At 51.5% G+C, this 15,626-nt stretch carries 16 protein-coding genes, 1 tRNA gene and 1 other RNA gene; 7 read left to right on the top strand and 11 right to left on the bottom strand.

The features are described from left to right. Positions 1 to 56: 56 nt before the first annotated feature. Together efp and DPRO_RS02220 are read right to left on the bottom strand one after the other, a co-directional pair. Positions 57 to 614, bottom strand: coding sequence for an elongation factor P (gene efp / locus DPRO_RS02215; protein WP_097010610.1), 558 nt, complete (start codon positions 612 to 614; stop codon positions 57 to 59). A 51-nt stretch (positions 615 to 665) separates the two neighbouring features. Continuing rightward, a complete protein-coding gene (locus DPRO_RS02220; RefSeq protein ID WP_097010611.1) occupies positions 666 to 1,124 on the bottom strand; it encodes a type II 3-dehydroquinate dehydratase in 459 nt (152 codons plus the stop codon). Positions 1,125 to 1,231: 107 nt separating this feature from the next. Between DPRO_RS02220 and yihA the strand changes: the two genes are divergently transcribed. Continuing rightward, positions 1,232 to 1,816 carry a ribosome biogenesis GTP-binding protein YihA/YsxC gene (yihA, locus tag DPRO_RS02225; RefSeq protein WP_097010612.1) on the top strand — a complete coding sequence of 195 codons (585 nt, stop codon included), beginning with the start codon at positions 1,232 to 1,234 and terminating at the stop codon, positions 1,814 to 1,816. Positions 1,817 to 1,831: 15 nt separating this feature from the next. Here the strand turns inward: yihA and DPRO_RS02230 are convergent, their stop codons facing one another. Genes DPRO_RS02230 through DPRO_RS02240 form a run of 3 tightly spaced genes read right to left on the bottom strand, consistent with a single transcriptional unit; the run spans position 1,832 to position 4,310 of the window. Continuing rightward, positions 1,832 to 2,950 (bottom strand): LptF/LptG family permease, encoded by a 1,119-nt coding sequence (locus DPRO_RS02230; RefSeq protein ID WP_232005677.1) that lies wholly within the window; start codon positions 2,948 to 2,950, stop codon positions 1,832 to 1,834. Next, complete coding sequence (gene lptF / locus DPRO_RS02235; protein WP_097010613.1) at positions 2,947 to 4,119, bottom strand: LPS export ABC transporter permease LptF; 1,173 nt, start codon at positions 4,117 to 4,119, stop codon at positions 2,947 to 2,949. The genes DPRO_RS02230 and lptF overlap by 4 nt, the downstream gene beginning before the upstream one ends. 8 nt (positions 4,120 to 4,127) lie before the next feature. Beyond that, positions 4,128 to 4,310 carry a hypothetical protein gene (locus DPRO_RS02240; RefSeq protein ID WP_097010614.1) on the bottom strand — a complete coding sequence of 61 codons (183 nt, stop codon included), beginning with the start codon at positions 4,308 to 4,310 and terminating at the stop codon, positions 4,128 to 4,130. A gap of 120 nt (positions 4,311 to 4,430) precedes the next feature. Here DPRO_RS02240 and DPRO_RS02245 point away from each other — a divergent pair, with 120 nt between their 5' ends. Both DPRO_RS02245 and DPRO_RS02250 read left to right on the top strand, forming a co-directional pair. Further along, on the top strand, positions 4,431 to 5,222 hold the full coding sequence (locus tag DPRO_RS02245; RefSeq protein ID WP_097010615.1) for an undecaprenyl-diphosphate phosphatase: 792 nt from the start codon (positions 4,431 to 4,433) through the stop codon (positions 5,220 to 5,222). 83 nt (positions 5,223 to 5,305) lie between these two features. Beyond that, positions 5,306 to 5,382 (top strand) — tRNA-Met (locus tag DPRO_RS02250). A gap of 712 nt (positions 5,383 to 6,094) precedes the next feature. Here the strand turns inward: DPRO_RS02250 and DPRO_RS02255 are convergent. Both DPRO_RS02255 and DPRO_RS02260 read right to left on the bottom strand, forming a co-directional pair. Continuing rightward, positions 6,095 to 6,676: a tetratricopeptide repeat protein gene (locus DPRO_RS02255; protein ID WP_097010616.1), complete on the bottom strand. Its 582-nt coding sequence runs from the start codon at positions 6,674 to 6,676 to the stop codon at positions 6,095 to 6,097. Between the two features lie 54 nt (positions 6,677 to 6,730). Continuing rightward, positions 6,731 to 7,879, bottom strand: a complete 1,149-nt coding sequence (locus DPRO_RS02260; RefSeq protein WP_157917345.1) for an IS4 family transposase — start codon at positions 7,877 to 7,879, stop codon at positions 6,731 to 6,733. Positions 7,880 to 8,562: 683 nt separating this feature from the next. On the opposite strand from DPRO_RS02260, the gene ssrA reads away from it, so the two are divergent. Continuing rightward, positions 8,563 to 8,946: a transfer-messenger RNA gene (gene ssrA, locus DPRO_RS02265) on the top strand. A gap of 419 nt (positions 8,947 to 9,365) precedes the next feature. Here ssrA and DPRO_RS02270 read toward each other — a convergent pair. Genes DPRO_RS02270 through DPRO_RS02285 form a run of 4 tightly spaced genes read right to left on the bottom strand, consistent with a single transcriptional unit; the run spans position 9,366 to position 12,165 of the window. After that, complete coding sequence (locus DPRO_RS02270; RefSeq protein ID WP_029895104.1) at positions 9,366 to 9,788, bottom strand: hypothetical protein; 423 nt, start codon at positions 9,786 to 9,788, stop codon at positions 9,366 to 9,368. Continuing rightward, entirely contained in the window at positions 9,785 to 11,371 is a 1,587-nt protein-coding gene (locus tag DPRO_RS02275; RefSeq protein WP_097010618.1) for a recombinase family protein, read from the bottom strand. Before DPRO_RS02275 ends, DPRO_RS02270 begins: the two co-directional genes overlap by 4 nt. Continuing rightward, positions 11,364 to 11,888: a DUF2924 domain-containing protein gene (locus DPRO_RS02280; protein WP_097010619.1), complete on the bottom strand. Its 525-nt coding sequence runs from the start codon at positions 11,886 to 11,888 to the stop codon at positions 11,364 to 11,366. The genes DPRO_RS02275 and DPRO_RS02280 overlap by 8 nt, the downstream gene beginning before the upstream one ends. A gap of 34 nt (positions 11,889 to 11,922) precedes the next feature. Further along, positions 11,923 to 12,165, bottom strand: coding sequence for a hypothetical protein (locus DPRO_RS02285; protein ID WP_097010620.1), 243 nt, complete (start codon positions 12,163 to 12,165; stop codon positions 11,923 to 11,925). Positions 12,166 to 12,459: 294 nt separating this feature from the next. Here DPRO_RS02285 and DPRO_RS02290 point away from each other — a divergent pair, with 294 nt between their 5' ends. From DPRO_RS02290 to DPRO_RS02300, 3 genes are read left to right on the top strand one after another with little or no spacing between them, the layout of a single operon-like run. Then, complete coding sequence (locus tag DPRO_RS02290; RefSeq protein ID WP_022992976.1) at positions 12,460 to 12,693, top strand: LexA family protein; 234 nt, start codon at positions 12,460 to 12,462, stop codon at positions 12,691 to 12,693. A gap of 33 nt (positions 12,694 to 12,726) precedes the next feature. Beyond that, positions 12,727 to 13,515 (top strand): hypothetical protein, encoded by a 789-nt coding sequence (locus DPRO_RS02295; RefSeq protein ID WP_097010621.1) that lies wholly within the window; start codon positions 12,727 to 12,729, stop codon positions 13,513 to 13,515. Next, positions 13,505 to 15,607: a 7-cyano-7-deazaguanine synthase gene (locus DPRO_RS02300; protein WP_097010622.1), complete on the top strand. Its 2,103-nt coding sequence runs from the start codon at positions 13,505 to 13,507 to the stop codon at positions 15,605 to 15,607. The genes DPRO_RS02295 and DPRO_RS02300 overlap by 11 nt, the downstream gene beginning before the upstream one ends. Positions 15,608 to 15,626 lie beyond the last annotated feature (19 nt).

The following is a 15,626-nucleotide window of genomic DNA, read 5'->3' on the forward strand; positions in this document are numbered from 1 at the left end:
CAGCGAACTGTCCACGACCTTTTTACGCAGTTTATAGAACGAGTTGCAAGGGACGATTACTCGCGTCCCAAATACTCGCTGCTACGAGTATCAACCTTGATAACATCACCTTCGTTAATGAAAAGAGGTACCTGAACAACCAAGCCGGTTTCCATTGTTGCCGGTTTGGTGGCATTGGAAACACGATCACCCTGCACACCAGGATCAGTCTGGGCAACGCTCAAATTAACATTGGCAGGAAGGTCAACACCAATCAGTTCGCCATTGTAAAGCAGGACCTTAACTGTATCACCTTCCTTGATGAAACCGCCCTTTTCACCAACGGCATCACCAGGAACATTGACCTGCTCATAGGTCTCAAGGTCCATGAAAACGAAATCTGTTCCATCTTTATAAATAAACTGCTGATCTACAACAGCCATATCCGGCTTTTTGACTTTCTCACCAGACCGGAACGTCTTATCGAGTATCTGGCCTGTTTTCATGTGACGAAGCTTGGTTCTGACCATAGCTCCGCCTTTACCTGGCTTGAAGTGCTGAAATTCAACAATTTCAAAAGGCTTGTCATCAATTTCAATTTTAAGACCAGTTCTGAACTCTTTAGTCGCTATCATAATATCTCCAGCAAATTATTATCCCGCCTCTCCGGGGCCACAAACATATTTTTAATCAGTCAAATGTCGGTACAACGCCTGAACAGCGAGGGCATAACTCAGAATACCGAATCCGGCAATGACGCCAATGCAGTTGCCCCCCATAATGGATTGCTGCCGCAAAGGTTGATCTGTCCTTGCCCAGATGTTGCTGATGTGTACCTCTACACACGGTATCTCAATCCACGCAAGACAATCAGCAATCGCCAAGCTGGTATGAGTGTATGCTCCAGCATTAAACACTATACCATCAACGCCTTCTTCGCGGGCTTTCTCCATCCTATCAATCAACTTTCCTTCACTATTTGATTGATAATTCATTATGGAGACCCCCTTCGCGGAATCCCCCATGAGTTTATCAAGAATGACAGGCATATCATCCATGGTTTCAGAACCATAAATTTCCGGCTGACGCTTCCCGATGTGTCCCAGATTGGGGCCGTTCAGGATCAAAACCTTGATATTAGGCATGTTTTCCTCGCTCTACCAGATTTTGTGCCACGCACTTGACTCATGGAGCGCAAAAGGAGAAAAGTGGAATCTCCAGACACAAACAATATAAAAACAACACAAAATTTATGAACCGAACAATTGAGTTAGTCAAAACCATATACGAAATCAAGCAACTTGAAGACGTTGATGAGCCACAGATCGCACTGGCAGGCCGTTCCAACGTTGGTAAGTCTTCTCTGGTCAACCGCCTTGCCGGCCGTAAAAAGCTAGCAAAAATCAGTTCCAAGCCAGGTAAAACAAGAAGTTTGAATTACTATCGCGTCAATCCTGATGGCTACTATATCGTTGACCTACCAGGATATGGTTATGCGAAGTGTTCAAAAACCGAACGCGAAAAGTGGGCCAAACTGATTGAAGCGTATATCCGCGACAATCGTCAGTTAAAGGCTGTCGCCGTCCTTCTGGACTCACGCCTTACTCCGCAAAAAATTGATATGGAATTAACCTCATATCTTGCGAAACTCGGCATTCCCATTATTCCGATACTGACCAAGTCGGATAAACCCAAGCAACGGGAAAGAGCCAAGCTTCAAAACCAGTGGAAAGACATTCTCCAGCAGGACAAGCTGCCATTATGCTTTTCCAGTAAAACTGGCATGGGAGAATCCAAGTTGTGGGATATCTTTACCGATTACGCGATTGATGACTAAGCTATCATAGCCTTTTTATGCTCGCCCAAACCAGCTTTTGACCGTAACACTGAAGCCGGGCATAGCTACCCACAAAAGGCGTAAAGACGCAGCCCCTCCCATCACGATATTTCCCATCCATGCAGCCAGAAATGGGGGTAATACCCCCTTTTCTCCTGCTGTGGCTCCCACAACATGAACACCATACTGAACAAATATCAGTATTAGTGAAAAGCCAATGTTTGCATACACATTTTCAGAGAGTGTTGCGAGCATGAGAGCAAGTAGTGCCATGACAGCCATGGAAAAGGCATAGGACCACTTGCCATGCCAAACCGTTTTCAGAATCTCTACATTGGAACCGGACTCTTCCAACTTCTTGATAGCTTGCGTCAACTCCAAGAGAGGCAATTGCGCCTTATCGCCTTTTAACTCGACTGCAGCATACGCTTTCAGGTTTTGTCGTACAGACAGGAACTGCGATGTTCGCTCTTGCGAAACAAACGTCCTGGTGTCCAGCTCGTGCACATCAAGCAAGCCCCAGCCATTATCATCAATAAGCGCTTTTTTTGCCGTCAGGATACGAATTAACTCTTGGTTATCCGTTGCAAACTCATACACCGTCACATTATCAGCCCTGCTTTTGGCAGGATGTGCTGCATCTGCATACACTATGAAAGGGCCATCTCGAAACCACAAACCCTTGATGGAAAGTTCGTCTATCTGCTTGTTTCGAACATCCTCTTTCCATATCCGATTGGCTTCAACTTCGCCGAATACACCAAGAAACTGAGAGAAAACGAGCTGTCCAAAGCTCCATATGATGGCATAAAGCAGGAAAAATCGAATAAACCAAGCAAAGGATACGCCGCCGGCACGTAAGGCAAGCATCTCCTTGCTTCGCGATAGCACTCCGAGCTGGATGACCATGGCTAAAAGAAAAATGGCAGGCATCAACTGGGAAACAATCAAAGGTATTTTCACAAAGAAGTAAAAAAGAATAGTCTCAGCACCCAAACCAGCACGGATAAAATCATCCAAGCGATCAAAAACATCTGAAAGCAGGTAGATGCACGTGCCTACTGACAAGCAAATCGCCATCAAATAGAGATTCTGTCGAATCAAATATCGACTTAAAACGCCGAACATTGTCATCCAACTCTCCCTTTGATTTTGTCTGCGATGTGAGTTCCCCACTCTACTATCGGCAACGTACGTTCTTCGTTCGCGTACTTCATCCCAAGAAGAGCTATGATCACATACATGATGTTGGGTGCCCACATACCGTAAATCGGAGGGATTGAGCCAGATTCGCCCATGCTGACACTAACGGAAAACATGGAATAGTAGACAAGAAAGAGTCCCATCGAAAGAACAAGCCCGTATTGTTGTTTCAACCCTCTAAAGACATAAGCAATTGGAATTGCGAACATCCCGAGAATAAGACACCCAAGGGGCAGGGTCAGCCGTTTGAAATACTCGGTATCAACCTTACGGTGAAATCTATCCGATGCCCCAGGCGGAGCTTTAGAAGGGTCATCACGGATTTCCACCAGTTGAGACAAAGGCATGTCTTTCGCCTTAACTTCAGAAAAACTGAAGTCTCCCAGCAGCTTGCCCAAGTCCAGGCGAACTGAATATGTACCGAATTTCAACACATTCAATTCGTCATTATTCTGTCTAAAAATTTTCCCTTTATGAAAAACAATATCCACTTCAGCAGACTCTGGACGAGAAATGATTTCTGCGTCGGGCGCCACTACAACAACAGACGCTCCATGCTTTGTTTGATCTCGTACAAATGCGAATTTCAGCTTGCCCTTCTCATTATCGACTTGATGAGCATAAAAAGTTAACCCGCTGAACTCTTTATTAAAAACACCTGGCTGTAGAGAAAACTTTGAGTGTTTTCTGGCGGATTCATAAAGTGTTACTTTAAACATATCCATACCCCAAGCCAATCCCCATATGGAGATTATGAAAGTGAAAACTGTACAAATTGTACAGAAAAGCACTGGAGCAGGAAGCATCCGATACAGCGACACACCACTCGCCTTCAACGCTGTCAACTCGTTATCCGTACTCATGCGCAGAAATGTCAGGAAAACACTCAGCATGGTCGAAATGGGCATTATCAACAGGAGGAAGAACGGTGTCAGATAAAAGAACAATTCAAGAATGTTCAAAAAGCCGATGTTCTGCGACAAAAACAATGTACGCAATTGCAGCATACGGCCAATGAGTATCAGGCCCAAAAGGCACGACACAGTCAGGCCGAACAACTTCAGCAGTTCGCCAAATATTTGTTTATGGAGAATTTTCACCGCAGATACTAGGTCTGGCTTTCCGTATAAAAACGTTTCAGGAATTCACAGTCCCGGGGACTCAGATTAAAACGGACTGCAGCCTCTTCAAGCAATACATTGATGGACTGATCTGCCTTTTGATCAAGCATCTCGGCAATCCAGGCAATGGCTTTTTTAGTCAGCTCGCTTTGAGGCATTATGGTCGTCACGTGTTACTCCCAGGTAGTCATTGTATGAAATAGGAAATACACCACCTTCCAAGGGGTTGCAAGACAGTGTTTCTTACTATAGCCATGTCATGATATTACTACCAACCAAAAGAGGTTCGCATGGAATCATGGTATGTGGCGGTTATTCTTGGGATCGTTGAGGGACTCACTGAGTTTCTTCCCATATCCAGCACAGGTCATCTCATTGTAACAGGCCATCTGCTAGGCTTCACAGGCCCCAAAGCAGAAACATTTGACGTCGTCATCCAGTTGGGTGCCATTCTGGCTGTCGTGGTTCTGTATTATGATCGATTTATGGGCCTGCTCAAGACCGATCCTACAAAAGCCTTTTCCGGGCCTCGTGGTATATGGTTGCTTGTACTAACGTCAATACCAGCGTCCGTTATTGGACTGTTGGCTCACTCATACATAAAAGCTCATCTCTTTTCGCCGACGACAGTCGCCATAGCTCTTGCGGTGGGAGCAATTATGATCTTCGTAGTTGAAGGTCGCGACAAGGAAGAAAAAACCACTAACCTGGATGAAATAACCCCGGCACTCGCCTTTGGCATTGGCTGCTTTCAATGTTTGGCACTCTGGCCCGGGTTCTCCCGCTCAGCAGTGACAATCATGGGCGGGATGATCCTTGGAGCAGGCAGAAAGGTTGCAGCGGAATACTCTTTTATAGCTGCGGTTCCCATTATGTTTGCGGCTACAGGGTATGACTTTCTCAAAAGTTATTCCTTGTTTGCAGCTGACGATCTGATCTTTCTTGGAATTGGCTTCTTTGTTTCATTCATCTCGGCATGGATAGCTATCAAAGGCTTCATTTACCTTTTAGGCAAGCTGACACTGCGTCCCTTCGCCGTTTACAGGCTGGCAATTGCTCCGTTGATCATCTTGTTTTTGTAGGATTTTTTATTTTTTTTCATTTTTCACTTGCCAAGCTCAAGGAGACGTTCTATACACACTTCCGCTTCGGCGAAAACATTTGTGGCGAGGTAGCTCAGTTGGTTAGAGCATGCGGCTCATATCCGCAGAGTCGGAGGTTCAAGTCCTCTCCTCGCTACCATGACTAAATCGAAAGTCCGTGAAATCACAGCAGATTTTACGGACTTTCTTTTTGGTTTTTTTGAGGGTCTCGGAAGGACTTTCGCGAACTGTACCAAATCGGTGTACCAAATGACTCCGATGTCGGGACAGTGAGGAGACCCAGATCATGTCCCGAAGCCACCTACCCGCCAACATCATGCGAAGAGGGTCAGTCTACTACTTCCGAAAACACATCACCAACAGCAATCACTCATCAGTTCCAAACAATCACTGCATGACAAGCTCCACAATCGCCATGAAGCCACCTTCCCGGCCCGAATGAGGGGATTGCCTGCCCAGCGCAAAAAAACCTTTCAAAATGGATTTCTGGACTAGACCTCAACAGTGCACAGTGTGCAAACTACCGACTGATTACCAACGATTTTCGCCTGCCTGCATTTTTCAAGGAAATGTGCTTGAACCGTGGCTTTGCGGGAGATCAAAAGTCTTGTGGTAAACGTTGCAGGCCCAGATGGTGGGACTATGGAACTTATGCCCGTTTTTCTCGGATTAGCTCATGAACACTGGGTTCCTCAGTGGCAATGTGAGACGGTTTTCGATGTGTGATATTAATCATCTCGCATGAGGTAAGACCCTGATGGACATCATGTTAACCAAGGTCATTTCTGATCTCAGATAGACATTCCGGGCGACACATGACGTAGTTCATCTAGGGTACACTCTAGATGGACTCACTTTTCGGCAGGAAGTTTCGGTTCGTGCTCGTTGATCCTCATTTTCGCCAGAGATTGCTTTGCCTTTGCGCTTCCACCTTGCGATGCCAGTTCAAGCCAATTGACAGCCCTAGTGTTGCTTCTTTCTACTCCAACCCCCTCAGAGAGCATTAAACCGACAAGATATTGGGCCTTTACAACACCGTCATTAGCAGCTTCGATTAGTATGTCGAATGCTTTTTCATAGTCCTTGTCTGCACAGATTCCATTAGTATAGAAATTGGCCAAGCTGAGCTTTCCAGAAATGTTCCCATCCTCTATTGAAGAATTGAGCCAATGAAATGACTTCTCGCAACTAAACGAATGATAGTTTCTGTCGGCATATAGCTTGCCTAACTCATACTTAGCAATCATGTGGCCACTACTAGCTGCTTTAGTTAGCCATTCAATAGCTTCACTTGTGTTCTGCACTCCATATGATCCCTCATAGTAGGCTTTCCCTAGCTGGTACTGCGCTTCAATATCATCGGATTCAGCCTTGTCATGAAGGGGGCGTAATTCTTCACTTATTTCACCGGTTGCCTCATAGTACAGCCCCACGACACTCTTCCATCGATCAATTACAGATTTATGTTCCAGGTCAGTGTTGTCCGGTTAAGCGACATAGCTCAGTAGCCTGTAATCGTTGTTGATGTTGTCATGGAAGGCGTCGGGTGGTTTGAAGATGTCCTCCATTTCTCGCCGATCGAAGAGGTTGACCTGGAGCAACTGGAACATCTCCTGGAGGCTGAAGGCAACGCTGGACTTGAACTTAAGCCAAGCCAGCATGAGATAGGCGATCATGGCCACGTAGATCTGGCTTAGAACGGCGTTCTCCGAGGTGCCGACAAAGGATTTGAGGCGAAGATTTTGCTTGATGAGCCGGAAGAATGTCTCGATCTGCCAGCGTTCCTTGTAGATGTCGGCGATGGTCTTGGCCGAGAGGTTTAAGTGATTGGTCAGGAATTCGTAGAACTTGCCGGTTTCTGGATCCCTGTAGCCAACCCGCCGAAGGTGCAGTTCCTTGTCTTGGCTGAAGACGACAATCACATGGTCGGAAGTGACGCCAGTGCTTTTCCGAACCGGGTTTCTTTTGAGAACTTTGTACACGGCGTTGGTCTTGAGCCTGGTGACGAAGAACAGCCCCGAGGCGCTGAGGGTCCGAAACCAGGAATAGTTGATGTATGCTTTGTCGAAGACGGCGATGGACCCCTTGGGGAGCCTGAGCATCTTGACCATCTTGGAGTCATGAAGTCGGGCATTGGTGACACGGACAAAGGCAGGCAGGTATCCGTCGTGATCGAGGACTGTATGGATTTTGAGGCCACCCCTTTTAGCCCGATAGGATGCCCATGGAAAGGCGGACAGGCAGAGCTTGATGACCGAGGAATCGAAGCTGTAGAGTTTGGCTTTGAAGCGGAACTTATGCCCAGGAGCCACGGACGAGCAACGCTGGTAGAGCTTGCCGAAAATCGCCTGAAAGAACTCCGCTGGCCGCTTGGAGTTGGCATCGGCAAAGGTCGAGCGTGCCACGCTGCGCAGCCCCAGATGATACATTTGCCTGATGTTGGCACCCAGGCTGCGGATGCCGTCACGCATGCTTTGGCGACCTGCAAGGTGGATGAAGAGCAGGCATGCGAACTGGTTCCACCGGGAAAAACTCCGGAACGCCCTGCCGGTACTGTACTTTTTGGCCAGGGCTTCGAATTCAGTCCGAGGGATCAGGGATAGCACTTGATGAAAGATTGTGTTAGCATGAGCCATGTCCGAAATCTCCTTTTTGTGCAGTGAGTTAGACATCCTCTGCATATCACAAAAAGAGGAGAATTCGGACATTTTTCTTTTTGAAGGGCTGTCAAACATGTCCATCAAATAACCTTCGCCTAGGAAGTGAATGCTCATGCCGAAATCCTGGGATACCAACGGTTCTTAACCGGACAGCAATGGTTCCAGGTATGAAAATAAATACCCCGCGAGAACAAGTATAACAATAATCCCCTTAGTGACTTTACCGATGCTCATTCCGGCCATCTCTAGTTATCTGGTAATGCAAGCTTGGTTCTTTAGCACCAGCTTACTAAGCTGCACTTTTTCTGATAGAATTGTCCAGTCCAGTTATCTCCCGCCTATGGGATGCCATGCCCCAATAGCCTTGACCACTGCTCCAAGTTAGGGCTACAAATGCAAATAGATTGGCGACGAGATCGAATGCGCCAACCTGTTAAAATCGTTCTCTAAAAATCAATGCGAGATGACTTCCGAAATCCCGGAGAGACGCTCTCCTCTCCTCGCTACCAAGTAAAATCACAACCTGTTTGAAACCTATTCAAACAGGTTGTTTTTTTATTTGAATCTGGGGCAGCAACAAATAAACTGAAATATTAGTGAAAAAGGTTGCCAAACGTCAGGCCGGACATATATTAGAGACATCCAATTGTTCTTTGAAAGGGGGCGCACTGGTTTCGACGGGGATTGTTGAAGCCAAGGCTGCAAGTCGAGGTTGGTCGATGGCCTCGTAAAAATCGACCAAAAGATAATTGCAAACGACAATTACGATTACGCAATGGCTGCTTAATTGCAGAATTGCACCTGACAGCTTAGCATGTCACGATTCCCCTGCTGACGCCTTATAGGTGGAAGGAATCGTCAAATCATAGGGCTAGTGTATTGGGTTTGCCCTTCGCTCAATACATGAAACTAAAGAAGCGCTAGCCCAATGGCCGTCTGGCCCGGAGCAATCCATTGGGTTAAATTTAATTCCGGACCTACGCTTGTAGACGCTTTGAGCTGATCATTCTCGGACGCGGGTTCGATTCCCGCCGCCTCCACCATTTAGAAAAGACAAACCCGTCTCTCTGGGGTCATTCTCCGGGGTGACGGGTTTTCTTTTTCCCCTTGTTTCTAAAGGGTTTGCGCCCGTTTCACATCTTTCCAAAGCACCTCTCCACACCATCGATTCTCCCCATCCTCCAGCCTTTCTTTCTCTGTTTGGCCCCTGATTCTCTGTTTTCTCCGGACGAAGTCCGAAGCGCGTCCGGAAAGCTACATCCTTGATTGATATGGGTTTGTGGCTGACTGCCATTTTGGGCGGTTGTCTTAGGTCATCGTTCGATGCCGCAACCGGACGTTTTTTTCGAAATCGCCCGCCTCGGCCATGAAAAGAAGCGCGGTCAACTCCGGTTTCCTGCCCCCTAAAGTAAAAAAGCCGACGCTGATGGTCGGCTCTCTGGGGTGGTCTCCGGTCCGGTCGTCAGTCGGTGGCGAAGCCGAACTGGCGGCGCTGCTCGGTCCAGTCCTCGGGAAAGGTCTGGGTCAGCTTCGCCAGCGAGAGCCCGTTGGGTTCCTCGCCGTTGATCAGGGCTTCGATGATGTCGGGGGCCAGGGTCGTCAGCTTGAGAATGCGGGCCACATACGAGCCATCGACGTCAAGGGTACGGGCAAGCTCGCTGATGGACTTGATCTGGCCGGATTCGAGGATGTCGGCCCAGGAAAAGGCCCTTCCCAGCGCCTGGAGGATGGCGGACTGCACCGGTTCCTGCGCTCCGGTGATTTCTCCATCCAGGGCCTGGGGAGCGATGACCGTCTTGCGGCCACGCATGCGCCGGATCAGCATCGGGATGTGAATCTGCAGGTTGCCGTTGTCGGCTACGGTAATGGTCGGCTTCATTTTCATCGGCTTGCCCTCCGTTCGGTGACTTCGCATGCCAGACCAGCCAGCTCGGCGATGAGCGTTGTCAGCCCGTTGGTTCGCAGCTCCATGTCGATTCCGGTCTCGCGGATCTCGACCTTATCCACCAGGAGTCGGATGAGCCGGTTTCGCTCCACCGGGAAAAGGTCTTCCCAGAAGCCCTCGACATTCTGGAAGGCCTCCGAAACGTCCTGTTCCGTGATGCTGTTCCCCTGGTAGGCTTTGCAGCGCTCGCTCACATGGGTCAGTTGTTTCGAGAGCTCGACCGCCTGGCGATTGACCGTCGTTAGCATCTCGGTCTTGCCCGTCTGATCGTTGCCAGGTTTCATCAATTCGAGTGCCTGCTCCCGCGCCTGCGACAACTCCATCTCGAGCTGGGCTTTCTGCTTGAACAACCGCTCCCGCTCTGCCTGCTCGATGTCCCGGGCTGCGAAGTAAGTCTTGGCCACCAGCGTCGGTGTGCGGAACACCGCGCTCAACTGCTCGATCACCGCCTGCTCGATGTCCCCGGCGGGAATCCGCTTGAGCGGGCATCGGCTCACGGTCCGCTTGCTGTCTTTCTGGCAGATGTAATAGGTGTAGTGGCGGCCGTTCTTGCGGGCGTAGGTCGGTCCCATCGCGCATCCGCAGTGGCCGCAGCGGATGACGCCTTTCAGCGGGGCGACCATTTTGGTCCTGGCCATGGAAACCTTGACCGGTTTGTTGTCCTCCAGGATGGCCTGAACCTTGTCCCAGGTCGCCCGGTCGATGATCCCTTCGTGCTCACCGGGGTAGCTGCGGTCCTTGTGGGCGATCTCGCCGATATAGATCCGGTTGTTCAGCAGCCGGTAGATGTGGGCGGTGTTCCATTCGGAGCCCTCGCGCACTTTGCCTTTCTTGGTGGTCCAGGCCTTGGTGCGGTAACCCTGTTCGTTCAATTCCTGGCCCAGCTTCTTGGCCGAGCCGATCTGGATGAACCGGCGGAAGATGTACTGCACTGTCCTGGCTTCATCGGGGTTGACCAGCAGCTTCTTGTTGTCCCTGTCGACGTCGTATCCGAGGATGGGTACGCCGCCGCAGTATTTCCCCCGGCGCTTGGCTGCCGCCACCTTGTCCCGGATACGCTCGGCGATGACCTCCCGCTCGTACTGGGCGAAGGTGATCAGGATGCCGAGAAACATCCGGCCGGTGGGATCGGTGGTGCTGAAGTGCTGGGTGACCGAGACGAAGCTGACACCCTTCTCGTTGAAGAGGTCGATCATCTTCATGAAATCCAGCAGCGAGCGGGACAGCCGGTCGACCTTGTAGACGACGATCACATCGATCTTCCCGGCGTCGATGTCCGCCAGCAGTCGGCGCAGCCCCGGGCGCTCCATGTTCCCACCCGAGAATCCACCATCGTCGTAGCGATCCGGCAGAGCCGTCCAGCCACGCATCCTCTGGGCTTCGATATAGTGTTCCGCAGATTCCCGTTGCGCATCCAACGAGTTGAACTCCTGCTCGAGACCTTCTTCGTGGCTCTTGCGGGTGTAGATGGCGCAGCGCAGGGTCTTGTTTTTGCCCGGCGCGACATTGCTGTTATCAAGCATCCGAACCTCCCTCGGCTTTTCTGCCGTAAACCTTCTTCAGTCCGAAAAAGACCTTGCCGTTCCACCTGGTCCCGGTGATCTCCCTGGCCACCGCGCTGAGCGACCGGAAGGTGCGGCCTTCAAACTCGTAGCCATCGGCAAGGACGATCACCTCATAACGCCGGTCGTTCCAGACCCGCACCAGCCTGGTCCCGGGCAGGATCGCCTCGTTCGATTTCCGCTCTTCTGGGATGCGTCGATTGACAGTGGCTACCGGGTCCTCCTTGGCGGCCTGCTGGAGATGGACCTTGGCCTGCTCGGACAGCCCGCCGTAGAAAAGCTCCTGGATGCGATAGGCCAGCCGCTTGATGAGGAATTGCTTCTTGTACTGGGGCGGCTCTTCGCCGTAGAGGTCGAGCCATTTTTCCCGGAGCTGCTCCAGGGACATGGATTGCAGCAGGGCCATCTGCCGAAGGACCGAGTTTCGGGTTCGGTCCTGATTCTTGCCGCCCGTGACGGCGTTCTGTAACTCATTCATTTTCAACTCCTTATTTTAGTTTCCGGACGAGTTGTCATGAATGAATGCTCTGTTCCGGCAATGAATCAAGTCCTTCTCCGAGCACAGGGGAAGAATCTTCGAAAATCTCTAACTCACTGCCTACACATGCTTTTTTGGCCTTTCGGCGCAGGATCGCAGTGGCCAGAATGGAGGCGGCTGACTGGAGTCTCGCCTCACCCGACAGGCGGCCGGGATTGCCGTTTTCGCCGAGACCTTCCGTCCCCGGCACATCATTCATTTCCTGTACATCCAACATCGAACACCTCCGGTGGGACCGGGGGACTGGATGGTGTGGATGCCAGAAAACGGTGGCGGTCGGGATGCGCGTTCGATGGCACCCACAACCGCCTCAGCTCCGCCTCTGGTCGGTTATCTGGTTGTGCCCGGCTTTAACCGGACTTGCGTTCGTTACCTACCGGAAGGACGAGCAAGATGTCGGAATCAGATGAAAAGTCCTGTTTTTGATTGACCTGATATTCATCAGGTCGTATATTTCTTGGTCATAAATTGGGCTTAATCCGCTCAGTGGCCATGACACGGAGCAATCGCCATGGGAAAGAAAAAGCTATCGGAAATAACCGACCCGCAGGCCAGGACGCTGAGGGTCATTTGCCAAATCATCGATGAAAAGGGGTTGCCGCCAACGGTGAAAGAATTGTCGGAAGTCCTCGGTATCAGCCACGCGAGCGCCCACGAGCAGATCGCTCAACTGGTTCGGAAAGGCTATCTGAAGAAAGAAGCTCGTAAGGCCCGGAGCATCGTCGTCATCAGGAGGCCCGAATAACGATGCCGGGTCGCGACAAATAAGGAGATCGACATGGGGCACGTCAGACTTGGGAGCCTTCCAAGATCGAGGGCATGGAAAGAGGTGGTCGGCCTGATCACGGCCGGTGCCGACGTGTCCCAGATCGCAAACGCCACAATACGGGCTGCTGACAAGGCCTTCTCATTTGTGCTCAGCGATGAGGGGTTTACTGAGGCGGTATGGCTGATGACCCAGCTTGCCATTGCTGCCAAGAAGGACAACTTCAACGATCACCTGCAGTCGGTTGGCATCAATCTGCCACAGGACACCTCATTGCCCGACGTTGCCGCCGCTGTTGCAGAGGCAATGGATCGGAAGCTCGAGTCCAACGGTAGCCGCTCTGACTTGGGTGAGATGTCGCAGCGGGCCTTGGTTGGAGCATTGGTCGAACACATCTCTCCCAAGTTGCCCTCCTTGTTTACGCCAGACGCCAGCGACGTTCAGGCCGCATTGGCGTCGCTCGGGAAAAAACGGGAGTTCGGCGAGTTGTCCCGCACGTTCTTCGCCAAGCTGACCAACGAGAGCATGAACTATTTCCTGTCAAAAACGCTGGCGACCCATCTGGGCGAAGGCCAGCGCTTTGCCACCATGAATGAAATGGGACAATTCGAGAAAGCCCTGACCACGCACTGCAAAGAAGCATCCCTGATCGTCGAACAGTTTTCGGCGGATTGGTTTTCCAAGCACAAATACGAAGAAGGCGGTGATATCTCCCGGGAGTCGTCCAACGGCTTCGCCTCCTATGCGCTGAAGAAAATGAAGGACGAATTGAAAGAAGGAGCGCGAGCCGATGCAAGATAAGCGTTACATCATCTGCGGAAACGCACCGACCAGCGGAATCGAGGAAAACCCGGATCGGGATTTGCGCCTGCGGTTGTGGGGCAAGGATGGGCCGGACAAGATCACCCTGCGCATCGAAGACATCCACAAAAAGATGAGCAAGGACGTGCCGGATTCCTTCCAGGATCTGCTCGAAATTGCCACCTACGTGTACAGCGCCGACCAGGCTATTCCCCGTGGGGCCGATGACGTTGATTCCTTTGGTCATGGTTGGCGGAGAAATCTGCATTTCATCATTCCGGTTCGGAACCCGGATTTCTGGAATGGTGAGGAGATTCAGCAGGCCCTGTGCTCGACGCTTGGGTTCTTGTCTGATGACAGCTATCACTTCGAATTCACCAAGCTGACAGAGGCTCAGGCATTCCAGGGCTATCTGGACTTCAACGATGACGGGCGTCTTCTCGGTTATCCGGAGCAGGTGGTGATGTTTTCAGGCGGGCTGGATTCGCTGGCCGGAGCTATCGACGAGGTGTTGAACGAAAAGCACCGGGTCGTTCTGGTGACCCACAAGTCAACCCCGAAGCTCAACAAGCGCCACCGCCGCCTGGAAAAGATGATCGCCGACAAGGCCGGTGAAAACGCTCCCCTTCACATCGGAGTTCGCGTCAACAAGAACAAGGGGCTGAACTACGAGTACACCCAGCGGAGCCGCTCCTTCCTCTATGTGTCCATCGGGGCGACCATCGCAAAAATGATCAACCTGAAGAGCGTCCGATTCTACGAGAACGGCGTCATCAGTCTGAATCTGCCGGTCTGCGCCCAGGTCGTCGGCGGCCGAGCAACGCGCACCACCCATCCCAGGGTAATCCGAGGCTTCCAGGAAATCATCAGTATGGTGGCTGGCGAACCATTCACCATTGAAAATCCCTACATCTGGAAAACCAAGGCTGACGTCGTCGGGGTCATCACCAAAGCCGGATGCCAGGAGATGATCGCGGCATCGACCACCTGCACGCACACCTGGGAGATGACCAATCACCATACCCACTGCGGCACCTGCTCGCAGTGCATCGACCGGCGCTTTGCCGTGATCGCAGCCAAGGCCGATCAGTATGACCCTGTCGATGCGTACAAAGCCGACATCTTCACCCAAAGCCGAAGCAAGGACGAGGACAAGATCATGGCGGCCGCGTACCTGGAACGTGCCAACCAGGTCCGTGATCAGGATGACATCACCCAGTTTATCGCTCGATTCAGCGAGGTGAGTCGGGTCTTCCGCTACCTGAATGGGAACCCCGGAAGCGTGGCCCAGAAGGTCTATGACCTTTACAAGCGCCACGCCAAGGAGGTCTGCGATGCGATGGACACCATGGTCGGCCGCAACATCACGGCCATCCGCCAGCGCACCTTGCCGGGAGACTGCTTGCTTCGGACGGTCTATGAATCGGGATCGGTGATCTCAGTCCCCGCCATTCCGGTCGAGCAGAAGCAGCCGGACAACTATTTCAGGAAGCGCGGGGGTGTCTGGGCCGCACGCTTTAACGGCAACGCCGAGGTGCTCGTGACGGGTGTCGACAAAGGAGCCGAGTACATCAACTTCCTCCTGGCGAGGCCCAACAAGGAAACCTCGGTCTACGAGATCGTCTGCGGGTTTGCCATCGATAGCTGCAACGCGGTCCTGAACTCCAATGAAACCGACGAAGGTTTTCAGGTCACCCAGGGGGTTCCGTTGGGTGATACCGGCTTCGTTGCCGACCGCAAGGCCGTCGAGCAATACCGGGAGACGGCTCACGAGCTTCTCCGAGAGATTGAAGAAGCCCGGGCAGAAAACAACGATGCCGAAATCCAGCGGCTTGAGGACGAAATGACCCAGATCACAGCCGCAATCAACGAGGCGGTTGGTCTGGGTGGAAAACTCCGGAAATCCAACGACAAACGGAAGAACATCCGCGACGCCTTCCGGAACGCCGTGAACCGGGCTATCAAGTATCTGGAGAAGTACGATAAGCCGCTGGCTGCCCACTTGAAGGAGTCCATCAAGTGCGGCAACGAACCGGTCTACCGGACCGAAGAGGAGATCGTTTGGGAGGTCCGCCCGATAGTCAACGAATGACCCGGGACCACCCAGGAAG

The sequence above is a fragment of the Pseudodesulfovibrio profundus genome (assembly GCF_900217235.1).
In the GTDB taxonomy this organism is placed as follows: Bacteria; Desulfobacterota; Desulfovibrionia; order Desulfovibrionales; family Desulfovibrionaceae; genus Pseudodesulfovibrio; species Pseudodesulfovibrio profundus.